General features: G+C 44.3%; 17 protein-coding genes. 11 read left to right on the plus strand and 6 right to left on the minus strand.

The window, feature by feature from the left end:
* Positions 1-543: 543 nt before the first annotated feature.
* Both QZ176_RS09515 and QZ176_RS09520 read left to right on the plus strand, forming a co-directional pair.
* The gene (locus tag QZ176_RS09515; protein ID WP_295153119.1) at positions 544-927 is read left to right on the plus strand and encodes a DUF4878 domain-containing protein; all 384 of its coding nucleotides are present in this window, start codon (positions 544-546) and stop codon (positions 925-927) included.
* Complete coding sequence (locus QZ176_RS09520; RefSeq protein WP_295153121.1) at positions 909-1520, plus strand: YiiX/YebB-like N1pC/P60 family cysteine hydrolase; 612 nt, start codon at positions 909-911, stop codon at positions 1518-1520. Before QZ176_RS09515 ends, QZ176_RS09520 begins: the two co-directional genes overlap by 19 nt.
* 300 nt (positions 1521-1820) lie before the next feature.
* On the opposite strand, the gene nusA is transcribed toward QZ176_RS09520, so the two are convergent.
* On the minus strand, positions 1821-2948 hold the full coding sequence (nusA, locus tag QZ176_RS09525; protein ID WP_295153122.1) for a transcription termination factor NusA: 1128 nt from the start codon (positions 2946-2948) through the stop codon (positions 1821-1823).
* 158 nt (positions 2949-3106) lie between these two features.
* Between nusA and QZ176_RS09530 the strand changes: the two genes are divergently transcribed.
* From QZ176_RS09530 to QZ176_RS09545, 4 genes are read left to right on the plus strand one after another with little or no spacing between them, the layout of a single operon-like run.
* Positions 3107-3349 carry an HP0268 family nuclease gene (locus QZ176_RS09530; RefSeq protein ID WP_005870077.1) on the plus strand — a complete coding sequence of 81 codons (243 nt, stop codon included), beginning with the start codon at positions 3107-3109 and terminating at the stop codon, positions 3347-3349.
* Positions 3346-4641, plus strand: a complete 1296-nt coding sequence (gene miaB / locus QZ176_RS09535) for a tRNA (N6-isopentenyl adenosine(37)-C2)-methylthiotransferase MiaB (protein WP_295153124.1) — start codon at positions 3346-3348, stop codon at positions 4639-4641. The genes QZ176_RS09530 and miaB overlap by 4 nt, the downstream gene beginning before the upstream one ends.
* Positions 4622-5275 (plus strand): lysophospholipid acyltransferase family protein, encoded by a 654-nt coding sequence (locus QZ176_RS09540; protein WP_295153126.1) that lies wholly within the window; start codon positions 4622-4624, stop codon positions 5273-5275. Before miaB ends, QZ176_RS09540 begins: the two co-directional genes overlap by 20 nt.
* A gap of 46 nt (positions 5276-5321) precedes the next feature.
* Positions 5322-6077 carry a hypothetical protein gene (locus tag QZ176_RS09545; RefSeq protein WP_295153128.1) on the plus strand — a complete coding sequence of 252 codons (756 nt, stop codon included), beginning with the start codon at positions 5322-5324 and terminating at the stop codon, positions 6075-6077.
* 199 nt (positions 6078-6276) lie between these two features.
* On the opposite strand, the gene QZ176_RS09550 is transcribed toward QZ176_RS09545, so the two are convergent.
* The 5 genes from QZ176_RS09550 to panC all read right to left on the minus strand — a co-directional run bounded on the left by QZ176_RS09550 (position 6277) and on the right by panC (position 12048).
* The gene (locus QZ176_RS09550; RefSeq protein WP_295153130.1) at positions 6277-7206 is read right to left on the minus strand and encodes a hypothetical protein; all 930 of its coding nucleotides are present in this window, start codon (positions 7204-7206) and stop codon (positions 6277-6279) included.
* Positions 7207-7279: 73 nt separating this feature from the next.
* Positions 7280-8668 carry an MBOAT family O-acyltransferase gene (locus tag QZ176_RS09555; protein ID WP_295153132.1) on the minus strand — a complete coding sequence of 463 codons (1389 nt, stop codon included), beginning with the start codon at positions 8666-8668 and terminating at the stop codon, positions 7280-7282.
* Between the two features lie 41 nt (positions 8669-8709).
* On the minus strand, positions 8710-9717 hold the full coding sequence (tilS, locus tag QZ176_RS09560; RefSeq protein WP_295153134.1) for a tRNA lysidine(34) synthetase TilS: 1008 nt from the start codon (positions 9715-9717) through the stop codon (positions 8710-8712).
* Complete coding sequence (locus QZ176_RS09565; RefSeq protein ID WP_295153135.1) at positions 9714-11225, minus strand: radical SAM protein; 1512 nt, start codon at positions 11223-11225, stop codon at positions 9714-9716. The genes tilS and QZ176_RS09565 overlap by 4 nt, the downstream gene beginning before the upstream one ends.
* Position 11226: 1 nt before the next feature.
* The gene (gene panC / locus QZ176_RS09570) at positions 11227-12048 is read right to left on the minus strand and encodes a pantoate--beta-alanine ligase (protein ID WP_295153137.1); all 822 of its coding nucleotides are present in this window, start codon (positions 12046-12048) and stop codon (positions 11227-11229) included.
* A gap of 165 nt (positions 12049-12213) precedes the next feature.
* Between panC and QZ176_RS09575 the strand changes: the two genes are divergently transcribed.
* The 5 genes from QZ176_RS09575 to QZ176_RS09595 all read left to right on the plus strand — a co-directional run bounded on the left by QZ176_RS09575 (position 12214) and on the right by QZ176_RS09595 (position 14969).
* Positions 12214-12513 carry a DUF883 family protein gene (locus tag QZ176_RS09575; protein WP_005870065.1) on the plus strand — a complete coding sequence of 100 codons (300 nt, stop codon included), beginning with the start codon at positions 12214-12216 and terminating at the stop codon, positions 12511-12513.
* A gap of 259 nt (positions 12514-12772) precedes the next feature.
* Positions 12773-13009, plus strand: coding sequence for a hypothetical protein (locus tag QZ176_RS09580; protein ID WP_295153140.1), 237 nt, complete (start codon positions 12773-12775; stop codon positions 13007-13009).
* Positions 13010-13067: 58 nt separating this feature from the next.
* Positions 13068-14165 carry a peptide chain release factor 2 gene (prfB, locus tag QZ176_RS09585; protein WP_295153142.1) on the plus strand — a complete coding sequence of 366 codons (1098 nt, stop codon included), beginning with the start codon at positions 13068-13070 and terminating at the stop codon, positions 14163-14165.
* Between the two features lie 20 nt (positions 14166-14185).
* Entirely contained in the window at positions 14186-14521 is a 336-nt protein-coding gene (locus QZ176_RS09590) for a type II secretion system protein (RefSeq protein ID WP_295153144.1), read from the plus strand.
* 10 nt (positions 14522-14531) lie between these two features.
* Entirely contained in the window at positions 14532-14969 is a 438-nt protein-coding gene (locus QZ176_RS09595; RefSeq protein WP_005870060.1) for a hypothetical protein, read from the plus strand.
* Positions 14970-15149 lie beyond the last annotated feature (180 nt).

Below are 15149 nucleotides of genomic sequence, written 5' to 3' on the forward strand. Positions count from 1 at the left end.
GAGTCCGATTTTTGCAAATATCGCGGTCAGCGCCGCAAAGAGTGCTGATGCAAGCGCCCAAGCCGCCCAAGTTTCCATGATTTTCCTTTAGAAAAATTGCTGAATTATAGCCCTATTTAGGTAAAATTTCCTTATAATTTCGCGAGCGTCGCAGCAAAAAGCTAAATCGCAAGCGAGCAATCCTACGAAGGCGGCATTTAAATTTTAAAATTTTAGTCGCAAAATACAGTTAAATTTCAGTTCCGACAAGCAAAGCTCGCCTCGCGCGTTACCGAATGAGTTTGGGCACCGTTTGAGTGGTGTGCCGCAAGACACAGTGCACAGATAGCATGGTAAAATTTCGCTTTGGCAAGATAAAATTTTATCGAGGCAAGACGAGCTTTCCTCCGAATGCAAAATTCTATTTTAATTCAGTAAAAGCACGACCGAATACCCCTTTCGCAAATCCAAACGCGATATAAATTCCCCCGAGCAGAAAGATCTGAATTTAAAAAATATTTATCGTTTGTATATAAAATTTTAAAATTTCTACGAGGAGGGCTTATGAAAAAATTTCTACTCCCGCTCATTGCGATATTCGTTTTAGCGGGCTGCGGCAGCGACCCGAAAGGCGTAGCCGAGGACTTCATCAGAGCCCTATACGAGGGCGATTCTAAGACTTTGGTGGATGCTATAGACATACCCGACAAGGACAGATCGGACGACGGCTCTATGCAGATGATAAACGGCAAACTGATGCAAATGGCAGGTGCCGGCAAGGAGGAGGCTTCCAAGCGCGACGGGCTAAAAGGCGTCTCGGGCGAGCTGCAAAATAGCGACGAGAAATCGGCGCTCGTGAAGGTCACCGTGTCTTTTAAAAACGGCACGAACCGCACCGAGAGCGTTAAACTCGTCAAAAAAGATGGCAAGTGGAAAGTCTCGCTTTAGCGAAAAAGCTTCTCATCTGCTTGATATTTGCCACAGGCGGGCTCGGCGAGCTTTGGATGCTCACGCGCACATCTGCCGCAAAAGAGCCGCTACGGGTACCGGATGAAATTTTATCAAACCTACGCACGGGCGATCTCGTCTTTCGCCTAGGCGACGTCACCGACAGCCGCATAATCGCGACCGCGACGGATTTTAAATACTCGCACGTAGGCATGATCGTGCGCGAGCGCCCGCTTTTGGTAGTGCACGCGGTAACGGGCGAGGGCGGGCTAGACGGCGTCGCGGCTGTTTCGGTGCGCGAGTTCTTGGCGCATGCGCGAGACTTTGGCGCGGCGCGGATGAAATTTTTAAGCGAGGAGCAAAAGGCGCGCCTAGCCGCCTCTTTACTTAAGCGCGTCGGCGAGAGTTTTACGTTAAGACCTCGCGGCGAAGCGAACCTCTACTGCACGACGCTGCTTGAGCAGGAAATTTCAAAAATAACGGAATTTTCGCCGCAGTATTTCGAACTCAACCTAGCTGTCCTAGGCGGCGAATACCTCGCGCCGAAGGCGTTTTGGCATTACGGCGGCGTTGAAATTTTATACGAGCGGTAGGCGCGACCTAGCTTGGGCTGGAATTTTGCGCGCTGTGTAAATTTAAATATCGCATCAATTCAAGTGCATGTAAATAAAATTTGACCTTAAAATTTCGTGCCGTAAAATTTCGGTCAAAATTTCGCTTTGACTTTAAATTTTGAAATTCCGAAACGGCGTAAAATTCTACGTAATATAGAATTTCGTGGAGTATTAAATTACAAAATTCCATTAATTACTAAATTTGCAAAATTTGGTAGGCGTGGAATTTTATAGAGCGCGTAACTTACAAAATTTTAAAAAGCGAAGTGCGCTTCGCCTCTACAGCTCGCCGAAAAGCGCTTCGAGATTTTTAAGACCTTCTTCCTTGGAGACCTTTTTCTCGCTCGCCGAGCCAGTTTCGATAAGCTCGATCTCGCAGCCGCACAGCATCGAGGCGAGGCGGATATTTAGACCGTTTTTGCCGATCGCTTTGCTTTTTTGGTCGGGGTTTACGTAGACGATCGCCTTGCCGTCCTGCGTTATTTTGACCGAGTTTACGATCGCGGGCGCCATCGCGCGAGTGATCAAAATTTCGGGGCTTGCAGAGTATTCGAACGCGTCGATGCTCTCGCCGCCGCTCCCGTCTTGCAAATTTTTGCTTAAAAATCTGCTCACCGCGTCGATGCGAGCGCCTCCTTTGCCGACGGTAGCGCCTACCGGATCGACGTTTGGCGAGATGGCGCTAAGTGCGATCTTGGCGCGCCTACCCGGAATCCTAGCGCAGGCTTGGATGATAACGCTGCCGTCTTTGATCTCGGGGACTTCGGCGGCGAGCAGGGCTTCTAGGAATTTCGGGCTGGTGCGCGAAAGTTCCAGCCTGATACCGTGGGATTTGTCGATGGCTACGTTTTTGATGACAGCCTGCAGCACGTCGCCCACTTTGAAATTTTCACCCTTGATGCGGTTTTTTTGCGGCATGAAAGCCTTCGTATCCTCGATCTCTACGTAGGTCGTGCCGTCGTGATCGATCTTGGTGACGGTGCCGTGGGTGAGGGTGCCTACCTTGCTTTTATAGTTTTCAAAAATTTTCTCTTCAAGCAGCCTTTGGATGTGGAAATTTAGCTCTCTAGCCAGCACGCCGGAAGCCGTGCGACCGAGGTTTTCGATATTTATTTCGTAGCTTAGCTCATCACCGATCTCTGCGTTTTCGCCTATTTTTTTGGCCTCGCTAAGCGCGATGAAGTTGTGATCGCCGAGCCGCTCGTCATCATCCGCGACAACGTGAACCTTTTGGTAAAGCTTGACGCGCTTGGTCTGCGGATCGACTTCGCTGTCGTAGAGATACTCCTCGCCGAAAAGCCTTTTTGCGGTCTGGATGAACGCCGTTTTGACGCGCTCTTTGACATCTGCGGGCTCAAGCCCCTTTTCATTTGCAATCGACTCGATGATGTCGGTAATTTTTTCCATAAATTTTCCTTAAGATTTGATTTCGTGCTACTAAATTTGGATTTTAAATTTTGAAGTGCGGTATTATATGGAATTTTGACTTTATTTTTATTTAAACGAATTATTATCTAAATTTCGCTAAACTCACGGGTTTAAAAAGATAAATGAAAGGATAGATCATGCAGCTAAAACTTGCCAGAACGGAGCTTGCTTCTAAGCCAAAAAGCGTTAAGATCGAGGATTTGCAGGCCCAAGTAGAAAAGAGCGGACAGAAAATATTTTATCTGGATAGAGAAAATTCTCAAAAAGATTTAGCCGCTTTGGTGGATTTTTTCGATACTAAGGGTTTTAGCGTGTATCAACGCATAGTGCGATACGGGCTAAACGAAAACGAGTATATGTACGAGGTGCATATCCTTTGAGCAAACTCCTCTTCATCCAGACCCTAGGTTGCGCGATGAACGTGCGCGATAGCGAGCATATTATCGCGCAGCTAAAAGATCAAGACTACGAAATTACCGATAACATTAGCATTGCCGATCTGATTTTAATAAACACATGCTCCGTGCGCGAAAAGCCCGTGCATAAGCTCTTCAGCGAGATCGGCGCATTCGATAAAGCGCGAAAAAGAGGCTCTAAAATCGGCGTTTGCGGCTGCACCGCAAGCCATCTGGGCGGAGAAATTTTTAAGCGTGCGCCATTCGTGGATTTCGTGCTTGGAGCACGGAACATATCTAAAATTTCGCAAGCCGTACGTACGCCTAAATTTATCAGCACTGACATAAACTACGATGAGAGCGAGTTTGCTTTCGGCGATTTTGCGAGCTCGCCATATAAATCTTTCATAAACATAATGATCGGCTGCGATAAAAAGTGCTCCTACTGCATCGTGCCGCAGACTAGAGGCGATGAAATTTCGATCCCCGCTCAAATTATCTTGCGCGAAGCCAAAAGATCCGCAGCTCGCGGCGCCAAAGAGATATTCTTACTCGGCCAAAACGTCAATAACTACGGCAAGCGCTTTTCGAGCGCGCACGAAAAAATCGACTTCAGCGATCTGCTCGTGCGGCTTAGCGAGATAGAGGGCATCGAGCGCATCCGCTTTACCAGCCCGCATCCGCTGCATATGGACGATAAATTTTTGGACGTTTTTTGCAATAATCCTAAAATTTGCAAATCGATGCATATGCCGCTACAAAGCGGCTCGAGTAAGGTTTTGCGCGATATGAAGCGCGGATATACCAAGCAGTGGTATCTGGACCGCGCGCTTAAACTGCGCCAAAGTTGCCCGGGCGTGGCGATTAGCACCGATATCATCGTGGGCTATCCGAGCGAGAGCGAGGAGGATTTTGCCGAGACGATGGAGGTATTAGAGGCGGTGAGATTCGAGCAGGTTTTTTCCTTTAAATTTAGCCCTAGACCGCTCACGCCAGCAGCAAATTTAAAGCCGCTTGATGATGAAATTTCAAGCGAAAGGCTAAGCAGGCTGCAAAGCGCTCATACTAAAATTTTAGACGAGATCGCAAGAGCGCAAAAAGATAAAATTTTCGACGTATATTTCGAGGAGTTGCGCGAGGGCGGCACCGCGTGCGGTAGAAGCTTTTCAAATTTTTTGATCTGCGCGCAAGGCGGCGAAGAGCTGCTAGGCACAACTCGCAGAGCGCGTATCGAAAAGACCGCCAGAATGGCGCTTTATGGACAAGTTATCGCTTAAAAAGCGGCTATTTTTCCGCGTCGCCGAATATTTCATTTTTATTCTGATTTGGTGTATTTTTTTAACGTGCAGGGTTAAATTTACCCCCACGAAGCTGCCCGAAAAGCCCTGCGTCGTCGTGTTTTGGCACGGAAGATTAGCGATGATGAGCTTTGCTTATAGGCGCTGGTGGCTGCGGGATCTCGGCAGCAAGAGGTGCGCTAAGGTTATCATCTCGGATCACAAAGACGGCGAGATAATCACGCGCGTGATCTCGCATTTCGGCATCGGCGCGATTCGCGGCAGTAGCTTCAAGGGCGGCGCGCGCGCACTTATGGGTGCGATCAAAGAGATAAAAAACGGCACCGACGTCATCATCACTCCCGACGGTCCGCGCGGCCCACTTCACAGCGTCGCCGACGGCGCCGTGATCCTTGCGCAGCGGCTAAACTTAGACATTTACGCGCTAAATTACGAAGCGAGCAGTTTTTGGAAATTTCGTAGCTGGGACGAGATGGTATTGCCAAAGCCGTTTTCGCGCATAAATTATAGCCTCAGCGCACCGTTAAATTTAACAGGGCTTAGCCTCGATGCGGGCAAAGAGGCGATCAGGCAACTGCTTTTTGCAAGCGCTGAGCAGGACATTAAATTTTAGTTTGAAATAATAGTGTTTCGATATAATTGCAATTTTAGGAGAAAAAATGGCACTATTTAAAGCAAAATCATTCCTCGGCGTCGCTAAAAGTGCCGACGCATGCGAGTTTTTTTATAGAAAATTGGGCTTTGGTAAAAGAATTTTGGATGAGAAATCCGATCGCTTTCCTATAGCGCAAGAAAATGATCTGGCTACCTCGCTAGCGGGCTTTGCGGATCTGAGTGATAAAAATTTAATCTCCTGCGTACTGATTGACGACGAAAATCAAAGAGTGTATTTTAACGAGGATTATATGATTAAAGAAAATAGCATTTATCAAAAAGTCGATGATAGCTTCATAGTGGAATTTCCTCGCGCAAGTGCACAGGCGGCGGATGAGACTTTTGGAATAGAATTTAGCTCGCACGCTAGTTTATTTAAAATTTTATACTTCTTGCTAAAAAATCAAAGCGATTTTGAAAACATGGCGATGTTCGCACTGAAATTTAATAACCGCGCGTGTTTTGTCGTCGCCAACCAAGAGCGCGTACTCTATGCCGACATAATGCGTATCGATGAGGAGATGCAGGCAGCGATGAGCGATACTGACGAGCTATTTTACGAGCTTTTAAATTTTCAGATCGAGACCTTCTATAAATCCGAAAATAGCGAGTTTCTCACCAACGTTTTCATCTACTCAGACGGCACGCTTAGTAATGAGATCGGCTACGTGATTTTCACGCGCATCTTCATCAAAACAAATCTGATAAATCTAAATTTCGCCGATTACATCAACAAAATCGCGATGTTGGAAGCCCGCTAGATCAAATTTTTCGCTCCGCAAAGAGCCGTAAATTTACGAAATTTTATTGATTATCGCGAAACACTGGCTGCTTTCGCCTTTTGGCGTCGCGAGTTTTGCGTAAAATTTACCCTTCGCCGCACGATGGAATTTTAGCTTTACTTAACCGGTAAAATCATATGTATTAAAATTTTAGTATCCAATTTTTAACTCAAGATTATTATAAATCATCGTTTTTATATAGCTCGATCAAATAGTTGCTATATTTTTTTCTGCCAAGATTGTTTATGTGCTCCCAGTCAGCTAACTCATCATCGCTAAATTTAAAGCTAGTAAGGTCTATGACATTCGCGCCTTTTATAGCCTCTTTTATACTATTAATATCATAATGCAAGCTTGTGCCGTCAAAAATAGGCTCGAGTAGAATAGTAACTTCTATATTGTTTCTAAGGAGCGGATCGATAATAAAATTTTGTAGATATTTTATAGTATTATAATTTAGGGTTTTTAATTCTAAATTTTTACCAAAGTTTTCTCTTGGAATGGCATAGGCGAATAGGACCGAGTCGCCATTTGTGCACTTATCTACGACCATAATGCCGTCTTTGGTCATATTTCTTTCGATAAATTTTGTCTGTATGCTTTTGCAGTCGCTTTTTATATCGATTTTTGTCGTTTTAATAGCATCGGCCGCTTTGTTGTCAAATTTTTCATAAAAAGCTTTAATGCGATAATAAATAGATTCGGAGTATCTTAAAAATATATGTTTATTTTTCAAAAACGGAGGCAATGATTTTAGAGCAAGTATTTTATCTGTACCATATAAAGCCTTCATTTCGGATGTCGTTAGATTGGCAATTCTTATATCTTCAAATAAATCGCTAACTCTTATATTAATAATAACTTTTTTAGGCTTATAATTTATCATATTATCTACTATAAACGGATAATCCCATAGCCCATTACCGGGAATACCGAAATTATAAATCGACAGATTATTATCTTTAAAAATTTGCGTTGATATATGATGCAAGGTTCTACTGCTTCCGACAAAAACCATATCCTTTATTTTGTCGTTATTTAACTGAAAGTGGCGCATTTTTGATATTTTATTATCAAAAAAATATGATTCGGTAGTTTTTTTATTCACTATATAATATAACCCTATATCTAGAAGTAAGATAAAGAATACCACCAGGCATAGGCACAAAAAGACTTTCTTCTTAAAATCTAAAATACAAAAATTCGCTCGCATTGTTAAGCCTAATCACTAATATGGAAATAAATAAAAACACGCTTGTAGTAACTATTTGCCGCCAGTTAAAGTTAAAATTCTTATAAAAAGTAAGTTCTATGGAATTTTTAAATTTTAAAGCTATGACGGCTACTAGGCATAGTATGAGTACCTGCAAATAATTTATATTAAATGTAAAATCTCCACAAAACATTCCTTTAAGTATTTTTATCGCATCATCCCAGCTTCTCGCTCGAAAAAATACCCATGTAATATTTATAAAGTTAAATGTTATAAACCAAGCAAGAATTTTATTGAGTTTATAGTTTAAAGTTTTCCAAATTCTATGAATTATAATAGCCGCACCATGTAAAAATCCCCAGAATACAAATGTCCAAGCAGCTCCGTGCCAAAGCCCTCCGATTAAAAACACGATCATCAAATTTATATAAGTTCTACATCGCCCCTCTCTATTTCCTCCGAGCGGGATATAGATATAGTCTCTTAAGAAGCGCGATAGGGTAATGTGCCAACGATGCCAAAAGTCTTGAATATCAAGCGCTTTGTAGGGGGAATTGAAATTTATCGGCAGCTTTATATTAAACATTAAGGCCAGACCTATCGCCATATCACAATATCCGCTAAAATCAAAATAAAGTTGAAAAGTATAGGATAAAGACGCAACCCAAGCTTCAAAGAAATTTAGAGTCTTGGCTATATCAAACCCATCTGTAGCCCATAGCGAGAAAATATCTGCTATAACAACCTTTTTAAATAACCCGATACTGAATATAAATAATCCGGTAGCTATATTTTTATAATTTTTTATTAAATTAAATTTATTGGCGAATTGAGGCATCATCTCTTTATGATGAACTATGGGGCCCGCTATGAGCTGAGGGAAAAAGGTAATAAAAAGAGAGTAGTTTAAAAAACTATTCTCTTTAGTATTCATATGATAGCTATCCACCAAATAAGCTATCTGCTGGAATGTAACGAAACTAAGAGCAAGCGGTAAAGATATGTGAAGTAAATTTATATTGCTACCGCTTATGGCATTGAAATTTTGTATTAAAAAATCAGAATATTTAAAATAAGCCAAAAAAGCTATATTACAAACTATGCCGACGATTAATACCCGCTTTTTGCATATCTTTAAATTTTCGTTTAAAAGCAGTCTTCCGATAAAATAATTAAAAATCACGCTTATAATGAGAATGGGCAAGTAATAGATATTCCACCATGCATAGAAAAATAAATTAGAGCAAACAAGAAAGCCCTTTGCAACGTCTCCTAGTCTCTTTTTATTGAGATAAAAGTATATAAAAAATGTGATGGGCAGAAATATAAATATGAATTCATAGGAGTTGAAAAGCAATAGCAAAATCCTTCATTTTATAAAAATCAATTAAAATTATATCAAAAATTTAGAAGCGAATTAATATTTTTTTCACTCCGCCCATTATGAAATAAAAATCCGCGGTTTATCGGCGGGATTTTTAGGGTGCGGCACGCTTCTTTAAATTTCTTGTCCATCGCGGCTTTGATATAGGGCGTTACGAAAATAAAATTTGCGCCAGCCCCGACGGCTACCTTGCCGCCTAGCACGCAGTCGGCGCCGTTTTCTAGGCAGCGAGCGCATTCGTTTCGCTGCGCCGAGCTTAGCACGAGTCCTAGCCGCTTGCAGGCAAGATCCACGCCGCGAAGCTCGCCCCGGCCTCGTTTTACAAAGTAAATTTTAGGTGCGGGATTAGAAATTTCGGGAGCCAAATTTAACGCATCGGCCGCCAAAAACTCAAAGCTTTTTTTTACGCCGCCAAAGTACTCATTTAAAAACAGCTCGCTAAATTTAGCGCGAACGCGACCGCGTTTAAACTTGTCCGTCAAATTCGTTTCGTCGGTGAAGTATTTTAAGTTTCGCTCACGCAAAAACCGCTCCAGCTCGCACTTTCGCACGCCTAGAAGCGGACGAGCGATCATATAGTCCTTGCGAGCTTCAAGCTCCTGCATGCCAAGCAGCTCGTTAAGCCCCGCGCCGCGCCCAAGCTGCATCAAAAACCACTCGAATTTATCGTCAAACTGATGCGCCAAGATCAAATTTTCATATCCCCGCTCGCGGCAAATTTGGCCGAAAAACTCATATCTAGCCGTACGCGCTTCGTGTTCGAAATTTGACGTGCCCAGACACACGCTTTTTACGTAGATTTGTTTGTTAAATTTGACCGCCAAATGCCTTGCCGAGGCAACTTCGTCCTTGCTTTGCGCGCGTACGTTATAGTCCACGATCGCGAGGTCAAATTTTACGCCCGCCTCGTCCAAAAGGTAAAAAAGCGCCGTACTATCGACGCCGTGCGAAAAAGCAAGCAGATTTTTGCCGGCTCGCAGCAAGGCTAGAATTTTGCTTGGAATTTCAGGCGGATTTTTCATCTCTCTTGCGAGTTTCTCAATACTCGCGCGAGTAGTCTATCGCCCGCGAATTCCGTGATTTCGCACTCGTATAGACCGCCTACTTTTAGATTTTGCACGTAGCTTTCATTGATTAAAATTTCGCCGTCGATATCCTTGTCCCATGCAAGAGGCTTGGCGCCGTAAAAAAACTCGCCCTCGCTGCTGGCGCCTTCGATTATTAGGGGCATCTTTTTGCCTACGAGCGCGCGCATGCTGCTATCTATCGCCTCGCGCGTGATTTCCTCGATCTTATTTAAGCGGCGGCTAATTGTCCGCGCAGGGATCTGCGGCATCGCAAAGCTCGCCGTATCCTCCTCCTTGCTGTAAGCAAAAGCTGAAATTCTATCAAATTTAAACTCCTGCAAAAAGTTGCAAAGCTCGTCAAATTCGGCTTCACCCTCGCCCGGGTGTCCCACTATGACGCCGGTGCGGAGGAATGAATTAGGCGCTGCACGCATTAAGCTTAAAAGCTCTTTGATCCGCGCCGCGCCTGCGCCGCGCTTCATCAAGCTTAGCATTTTGTCATTTATGTGCTGGATTGGCATGTCGAAGTAGTTTGCGAAAACGGGTGAGCCCACGATTGCGCGGATGAGCTGCTCGTCGGTGCTGGTGGGGTAGAGATACAGCACGCGCGCGACCTTGACGCCCTTTATTTTTTCGATGCGTTTTATCAGCGCGACTAGATCCACGTCTTGCTCGTGGGCTCTTTCGTCGTCCGCACTCTCGCCGCCAGAGCCCTTATCGCAGACGAGCCTACTTTGAGCGGAAATTTTATCTCCCGCGCTGCCGCTTGAGCCATCGGAATTCTGCTCGTCGCGAAAGAATGCGGAATTTAACTCATCGCGATAGTCTTTAAAATTTGATCTGCCCTTGTTGCCGCGTCTTAGATCGCGACCGTAGCTGCTAGAATCCTGCGCGATAAAGCTAAAATCGTAAAATCCGCGCGCTACCAAGCCGCGCACCTCTGCTTCGATGTCGTCGATGCTGCGGCTTTTTAGGCGACCTTTGAAGCTCGGAATGGCGCAGAAAGAGCATTTTTGATTACAGCCTTCCGAAATTTTAACGTAAGCGTGGTAGTTTGAGCCCGTTATTACGCGTGAAGAAGTAAGCGCGGGACTTTGCAGATAGGTTTGTGGGCTGAATAAATTTTGCTTTTTTAAGATCATTTCGTCGATCTTGTCGTAGTCGCCAACGCCGCTAAAAATATCGACCTCGGGCAGTTCGCGCATAAGCTCGTCTTTGTAGCGCTGCATCAAACAGCCCGTGACGACCAGCAGCGCGCCGCTTTTTTTCTGCTCGCTAAGCTTCAAAATTGCACGGATACTCTCTTGCTTGGCGCTTGCGATGAAGCCGCAGGTATTTACGATCATCACATCCGCACTCGCAGGCTCATCCGTGAGCTCGTAGTTTTGCAGACGCCCGAGCATGATCTCGCTATCGACTAAATTTTTATTACAGCCCAGCGAGACGAGATGGAGTTTTGCCATTTTACAGCCAGATATTATCGATCAGGCGGGTTGTGCCGACCTTTGCGGCAAGCAGGATTATCGTATCGCCTTGCTTGATCTGCGAAATTTCATTAAATTTGTAATCCACGAACGCTATATAATCGACCGCCAGCGGCTCAAGCACGCTAAGCATCTTTTCGCGGATGATATTTAGGCTGATCTCGCCTTTTTTAATAAGCGAGCTGGCGTTTAGCAAGGAACGCGAAAGCTTAAGCGCCATAAGCTTGCCCTCCTCATCCAGATAGGCGTTGCGTGAGCTAAGCGCGAGCCCATCGCTTTCGCGCACGATCTCACAAGGGATGATATTTATAGGCATAAAAAAGCTCTTTACCATCTTCTGCACGATGAAAAGTTGCTGGGTATCCTTTTTGCCCATATAAACGTTGCTAAGACGAGTTAGATTAAAAAGCTTATTTAGCACTTTAAGTACGCCGTCGAAGTGCCCGGGGCGCGTTTTGCCTTCTAAAATTTCACTTATCGGCTTAGGTGCTATGATCGCGGGCTCCTCCGTGCCGTAAATTTCATCCGCGCTCGGGATAAAAAGTGCGTTCACATCGAGGCTTTCGCAAATTTTAATATCGCCCGCTTCGTTTTTTGGGTAGCTGTTTAGATCCTCACCGGGCAAAAACTGCGCCGGATTGAGGAAGGTCGAGACGATTACGATGTCGTTTTCGTTTCGCGCCCTTTTTATGAGGCTCGCATGCCCCGCGTGCAAAGCCCCCATCGTAGGCACGAAGCCCACGCTGCCGCTTGCTGATGCTCTGAAGTTTTTTAGCTCCTCTACGCTTCTAATGATCTGCATTGTTCTCTCTTTTCAATATAAAATATTAAGGCTGACAATTATATCAAAAAATATTAAAGGTATAAATTAAGCGCGAAAGGGCGGTCTATTTAGCGAGCGTTAATCAATGAGTACTAAAATCTACCACGAGCTTTAGCTCTAAAACAAACTTCAAAAGGAGCGAAAATGGCTACTCAAGAGACAAATTTAGATTCTTTGAAAAAGGATATCGACTCTTTAAAAGCGGATTTTAAAGAGATTATGAAGTCTATTAAAAATATAGGCGCAGAGCGTGCAGAGTCTGCTAAAGATAAAATTCTAGATCAGCTAAATAGCAATGAGATTAAAAAATATATAGATGATCTAAGGCTCAAAGGCAAAGACGGCATAGAAAGCGTGAATGACACGATAAAACAAGATCCGATAAAAAGCATCGCTATCGCTGCGGGCGTCGGATTTTTGCTCGCTTGGTTGCTGAAAAAATAATGGCCGGCATATCTGAATTTATAGTTTCGGTAGTAGAGCTCGTAGATGCTCAAGCTAGCGATATTAGGCGCTCTTTTTTAAAGAGCGCCAATTCGGTTTTACTAAATATAATTACGGGCGTGATTTGCATTATAGGCTTGGTTTTCTTTTTGCTAGGATTGCACGTGCTTCTTGAAAAAACTATCGGAGAAATTTGGGCGTATTTTGCTTGCTCTATCGCAGCTTTTTTATGCTCTATTATCGTATATAAGGTGCTTTCGTGCAAAGCGAAATGACAAAAGAAAAGCTAAGACTAGTGGTGTCTATGCTTGAAGACAAAAAAGCCGATTGCAAAAAGTTGAAGCTAGAAGAAGCAAAGCTAAAGCTGCTACTAAACGACCCCTTGCCCGATCTCTCGACGGAGCTTAAACTGATTAATCATGGCAATATCAAGCAGGTTTTGATATCCCTAATAGATAAATGCTTCATAATGCCCGCCTTAAATAAAATTTTATAAACAACCTTAATCCAAAATATGTTATAATCACGCCAAAAGCATAAAAAGGTCTTAAATTTTGGATAATTACGAATACACGGAACTTTTAAAAACCCTAAGTATTAAAGTCGAAAATATTGCAGGCGTCGTAAAACCGGAGAATATTAAAGCGCGTCTAAAAGAGATCGAGGAGCTTGAAAACGATCAAAATCTCTGGCAGGACATCGCAAAAGCAGGCGCCATCGGCAAAGAAAAAACTAAAATTTCAAATATCTTAAATAAATTTCTAAACGCTAAAAACGCCGTAGATGACGCGAAGGGCTTATATGAGCTGGCAAACTCGGAAAACGACGAAGAGACGATAAACTCGCTTTTTGCCGAGGCGGACGAGCTAGAGGGCAAGATCATAAATTTAGAAATTTCTATGATGCTTAGCGGCGAAAACGACGATAAAAACGCTATCGTCAGCATCCATCCGGGCGCGGGCGGTACGGAGAGCAACGACTGGGCGAGTATGCTATACCGCATGTATCTGCGCTTTTGCGAGCGAGAGGGCTTTAAGATCGAGGTTTTGGACTTTCAAGAGGGCGAGGAAGCAGGTCTTAAGGATGTCAGCTTCATCGTGCGCGGCGAAAACGCCTACGGATATCTGAAAGCCGAAAACGGCATCCATCGCCTGGTGCGCGTTAGCCCATTCGATAGTGCAGGGCGCAGACACACGAGCTTTTCAAGCGTAATGGTAAGCCCTGAGTTAAATGACGATATAGAGATAAATATCGAAGAGAAGGATATTCGCGTCGATGTGTTTCGCGCAAGCGGCGCAGGCGGGCAGCATATCAATAAAACCGAAAGCGCCGTGCGTATCACGCACATCCCGACGGGTATTGTAGTAAACTGCCAAAACGATAGAAGCCAGCACAAAAACAAAGAAACGGCGATGAAGGTGCTAAAGTCGCGCCTTTACGAGCTTGAGCTGATGAAGCAGCGCGAAAAGGACGAGAACACGCCTAAAAGCGAGATTGGCTGGGGACATCAGATCCGCTCCTACGTGCTTTTCCCGTATCAGCAGGTTAAGGACAACCGTAGTGGCGAGGCGTATAGCCAAACCGATGCGATTTTAGACGGCGATATAAAAAGCATAATCGAAGGCGTTTTGATTTCACAAGCGAACAGATAAATTTTTTTGAAAGGATGAGAATGAGTGAAGATGGAATTTTGCTAGCGCTAGGATATAGCGTAAACGACGCGACGGTCGCGCAGCTGCGAGGAATTTTATCGAAGTGTGATTTTGAGGATAATGAGCTTGATCGCATTGTAGGGCTGAACGATAAGCTTAAAATTTACGGTGCGCACGTGGCGATGTCGAATTCAAACCCGTATTTTAAGATCAAAAACGACGCTACCAACGAGGAGCGCAAGATCGCTGCGGAGCAGATCATCAGCGCTTGGTCGGAAAAATTTAAGCTCAAGCTACAAAAGGTCGCGGGCAAAGAGACCTATTACGTTTTGGGTCGCCAAATTTCAAAAAATTAAGGAGCAAAATATGAAAAAAATTCTAGCTTTGATCGCTGCCGGGGTGTTTTTAGCAGGCTGCGTTAGCAACGCGCCAAAGAGCGCAGTCGATGCGCCTAAGAGCGGCAAATATTCCTTCGCCGACGTTCAAGACGGTATCCGTGCGATGAACCTACAAGGCAGCGTCGTGCAAAGCGATGCGTGCAAAAACGGCAATGGCGCAATGTGTCTAAATTTTGCGGATTCTATGTATTCCAAGCACGACTATGCTTCCGCCGCCAACGCCTACAACGCCGCATGCACGCTCTCTCAAAACTTTCCTGCCTGCCAGAAGCTCGCAGCGATGTTTGAAAAAGGTGAGGGTGTAGAGCAGAATAAATTCAACGCTATTGATCTATACCGCATCTCGTGCTATTACGGCTACAAGGACGCGTGCGCAAATATGCGCCGCTTAGGATACAACGGCTAGCGTTTTTGGGATTTAAATTTTAAAATTCTGTTTAGATTTACTCGCTACGAACTGCTTTCAAATTCCATTCCGCCGTATCGCGGGATGGAATTTGATGCATGAAATTCTGTTATCTAGCCGCAATGGCTAAAATTCTCTCGCTTTTAAATCTGCCCCATGTCGCGCTTTTTAAAATTTAAA

This window comes from uncultured Campylobacter sp., assembly GCF_905373215.1.
Taxonomy (GTDB): Bacteria; Campylobacterota; Campylobacteria; order Campylobacterales; family Campylobacteraceae; genus Campylobacter_B.

Excerpts from the sequence above, each read along its gene's own strand:
- QZ176_RS09515 (WP_295153119.1), top strand. The coding sequence starts at position 544 with ATGAAAAAATTTCTACTCCCGCTCATTGCGATATTCGTTTTAGCGGGC.
- QZ176_RS09565 (WP_295153135.1), bottom strand. The coding sequence starts at position 11,225 with ATGGCAAAACTCCATCTCGTCTCGCTGGGCTGTAATAAAAATTTAGTC.
- QZ176_RS09530 (WP_005870077.1), top strand. The coding sequence starts at position 3,107 with ATGCAGCTAAAACTTGCCAGAACGGAGCTTGCTTCTAAGCCAAAAAGC.
- nusA (WP_295153122.1), bottom strand. The coding sequence starts at position 2,948 with ATGGAAAAAATTACCGACATCATCGAGTCGATTGCAAATGAAAAGGGG.
- QZ176_RS09595 (WP_005870060.1), top strand. The coding sequence starts at position 14,532 with ATGAAAAAAATTCTAGCTTTGATCGCTGCCGGGGTGTTTTTAGCAGGC.
- QZ176_RS09575 (WP_005870065.1), top strand. The coding sequence starts at position 12,214 with ATGGCTACTCAAGAGACAAATTTAGATTCTTTGAAAAAGGATATCGAC.
- QZ176_RS09590 (WP_295153144.1), top strand. The coding sequence starts at position 14,186 with ATGAGTGAAGATGGAATTTTGCTAGCGCTAGGATATAGCGTAAACGAC.
- QZ176_RS09545 (WP_295153128.1), top strand. The coding sequence starts at position 5,322 with ATGGCACTATTTAAAGCAAAATCATTCCTCGGCGTCGCTAAAAGTGCC.
- QZ176_RS09540 (WP_295153126.1), top strand. The coding sequence starts at position 4,622 with ATGGACAAGTTATCGCTTAAAAAGCGGCTATTTTTCCGCGTCGCCGAA.
- tilS (WP_295153134.1), bottom strand. The coding sequence starts at position 9,717 with ATGAAAAATCCGCCTGAAATTCCAAGCAAAATTCTAGCCTTGCTGCGA.
- panC (WP_295153137.1), bottom strand. The coding sequence starts at position 12,048 with ATGCAGATCATTAGAAGCGTAGAGGAGCTAAAAAACTTCAGAGCATCA.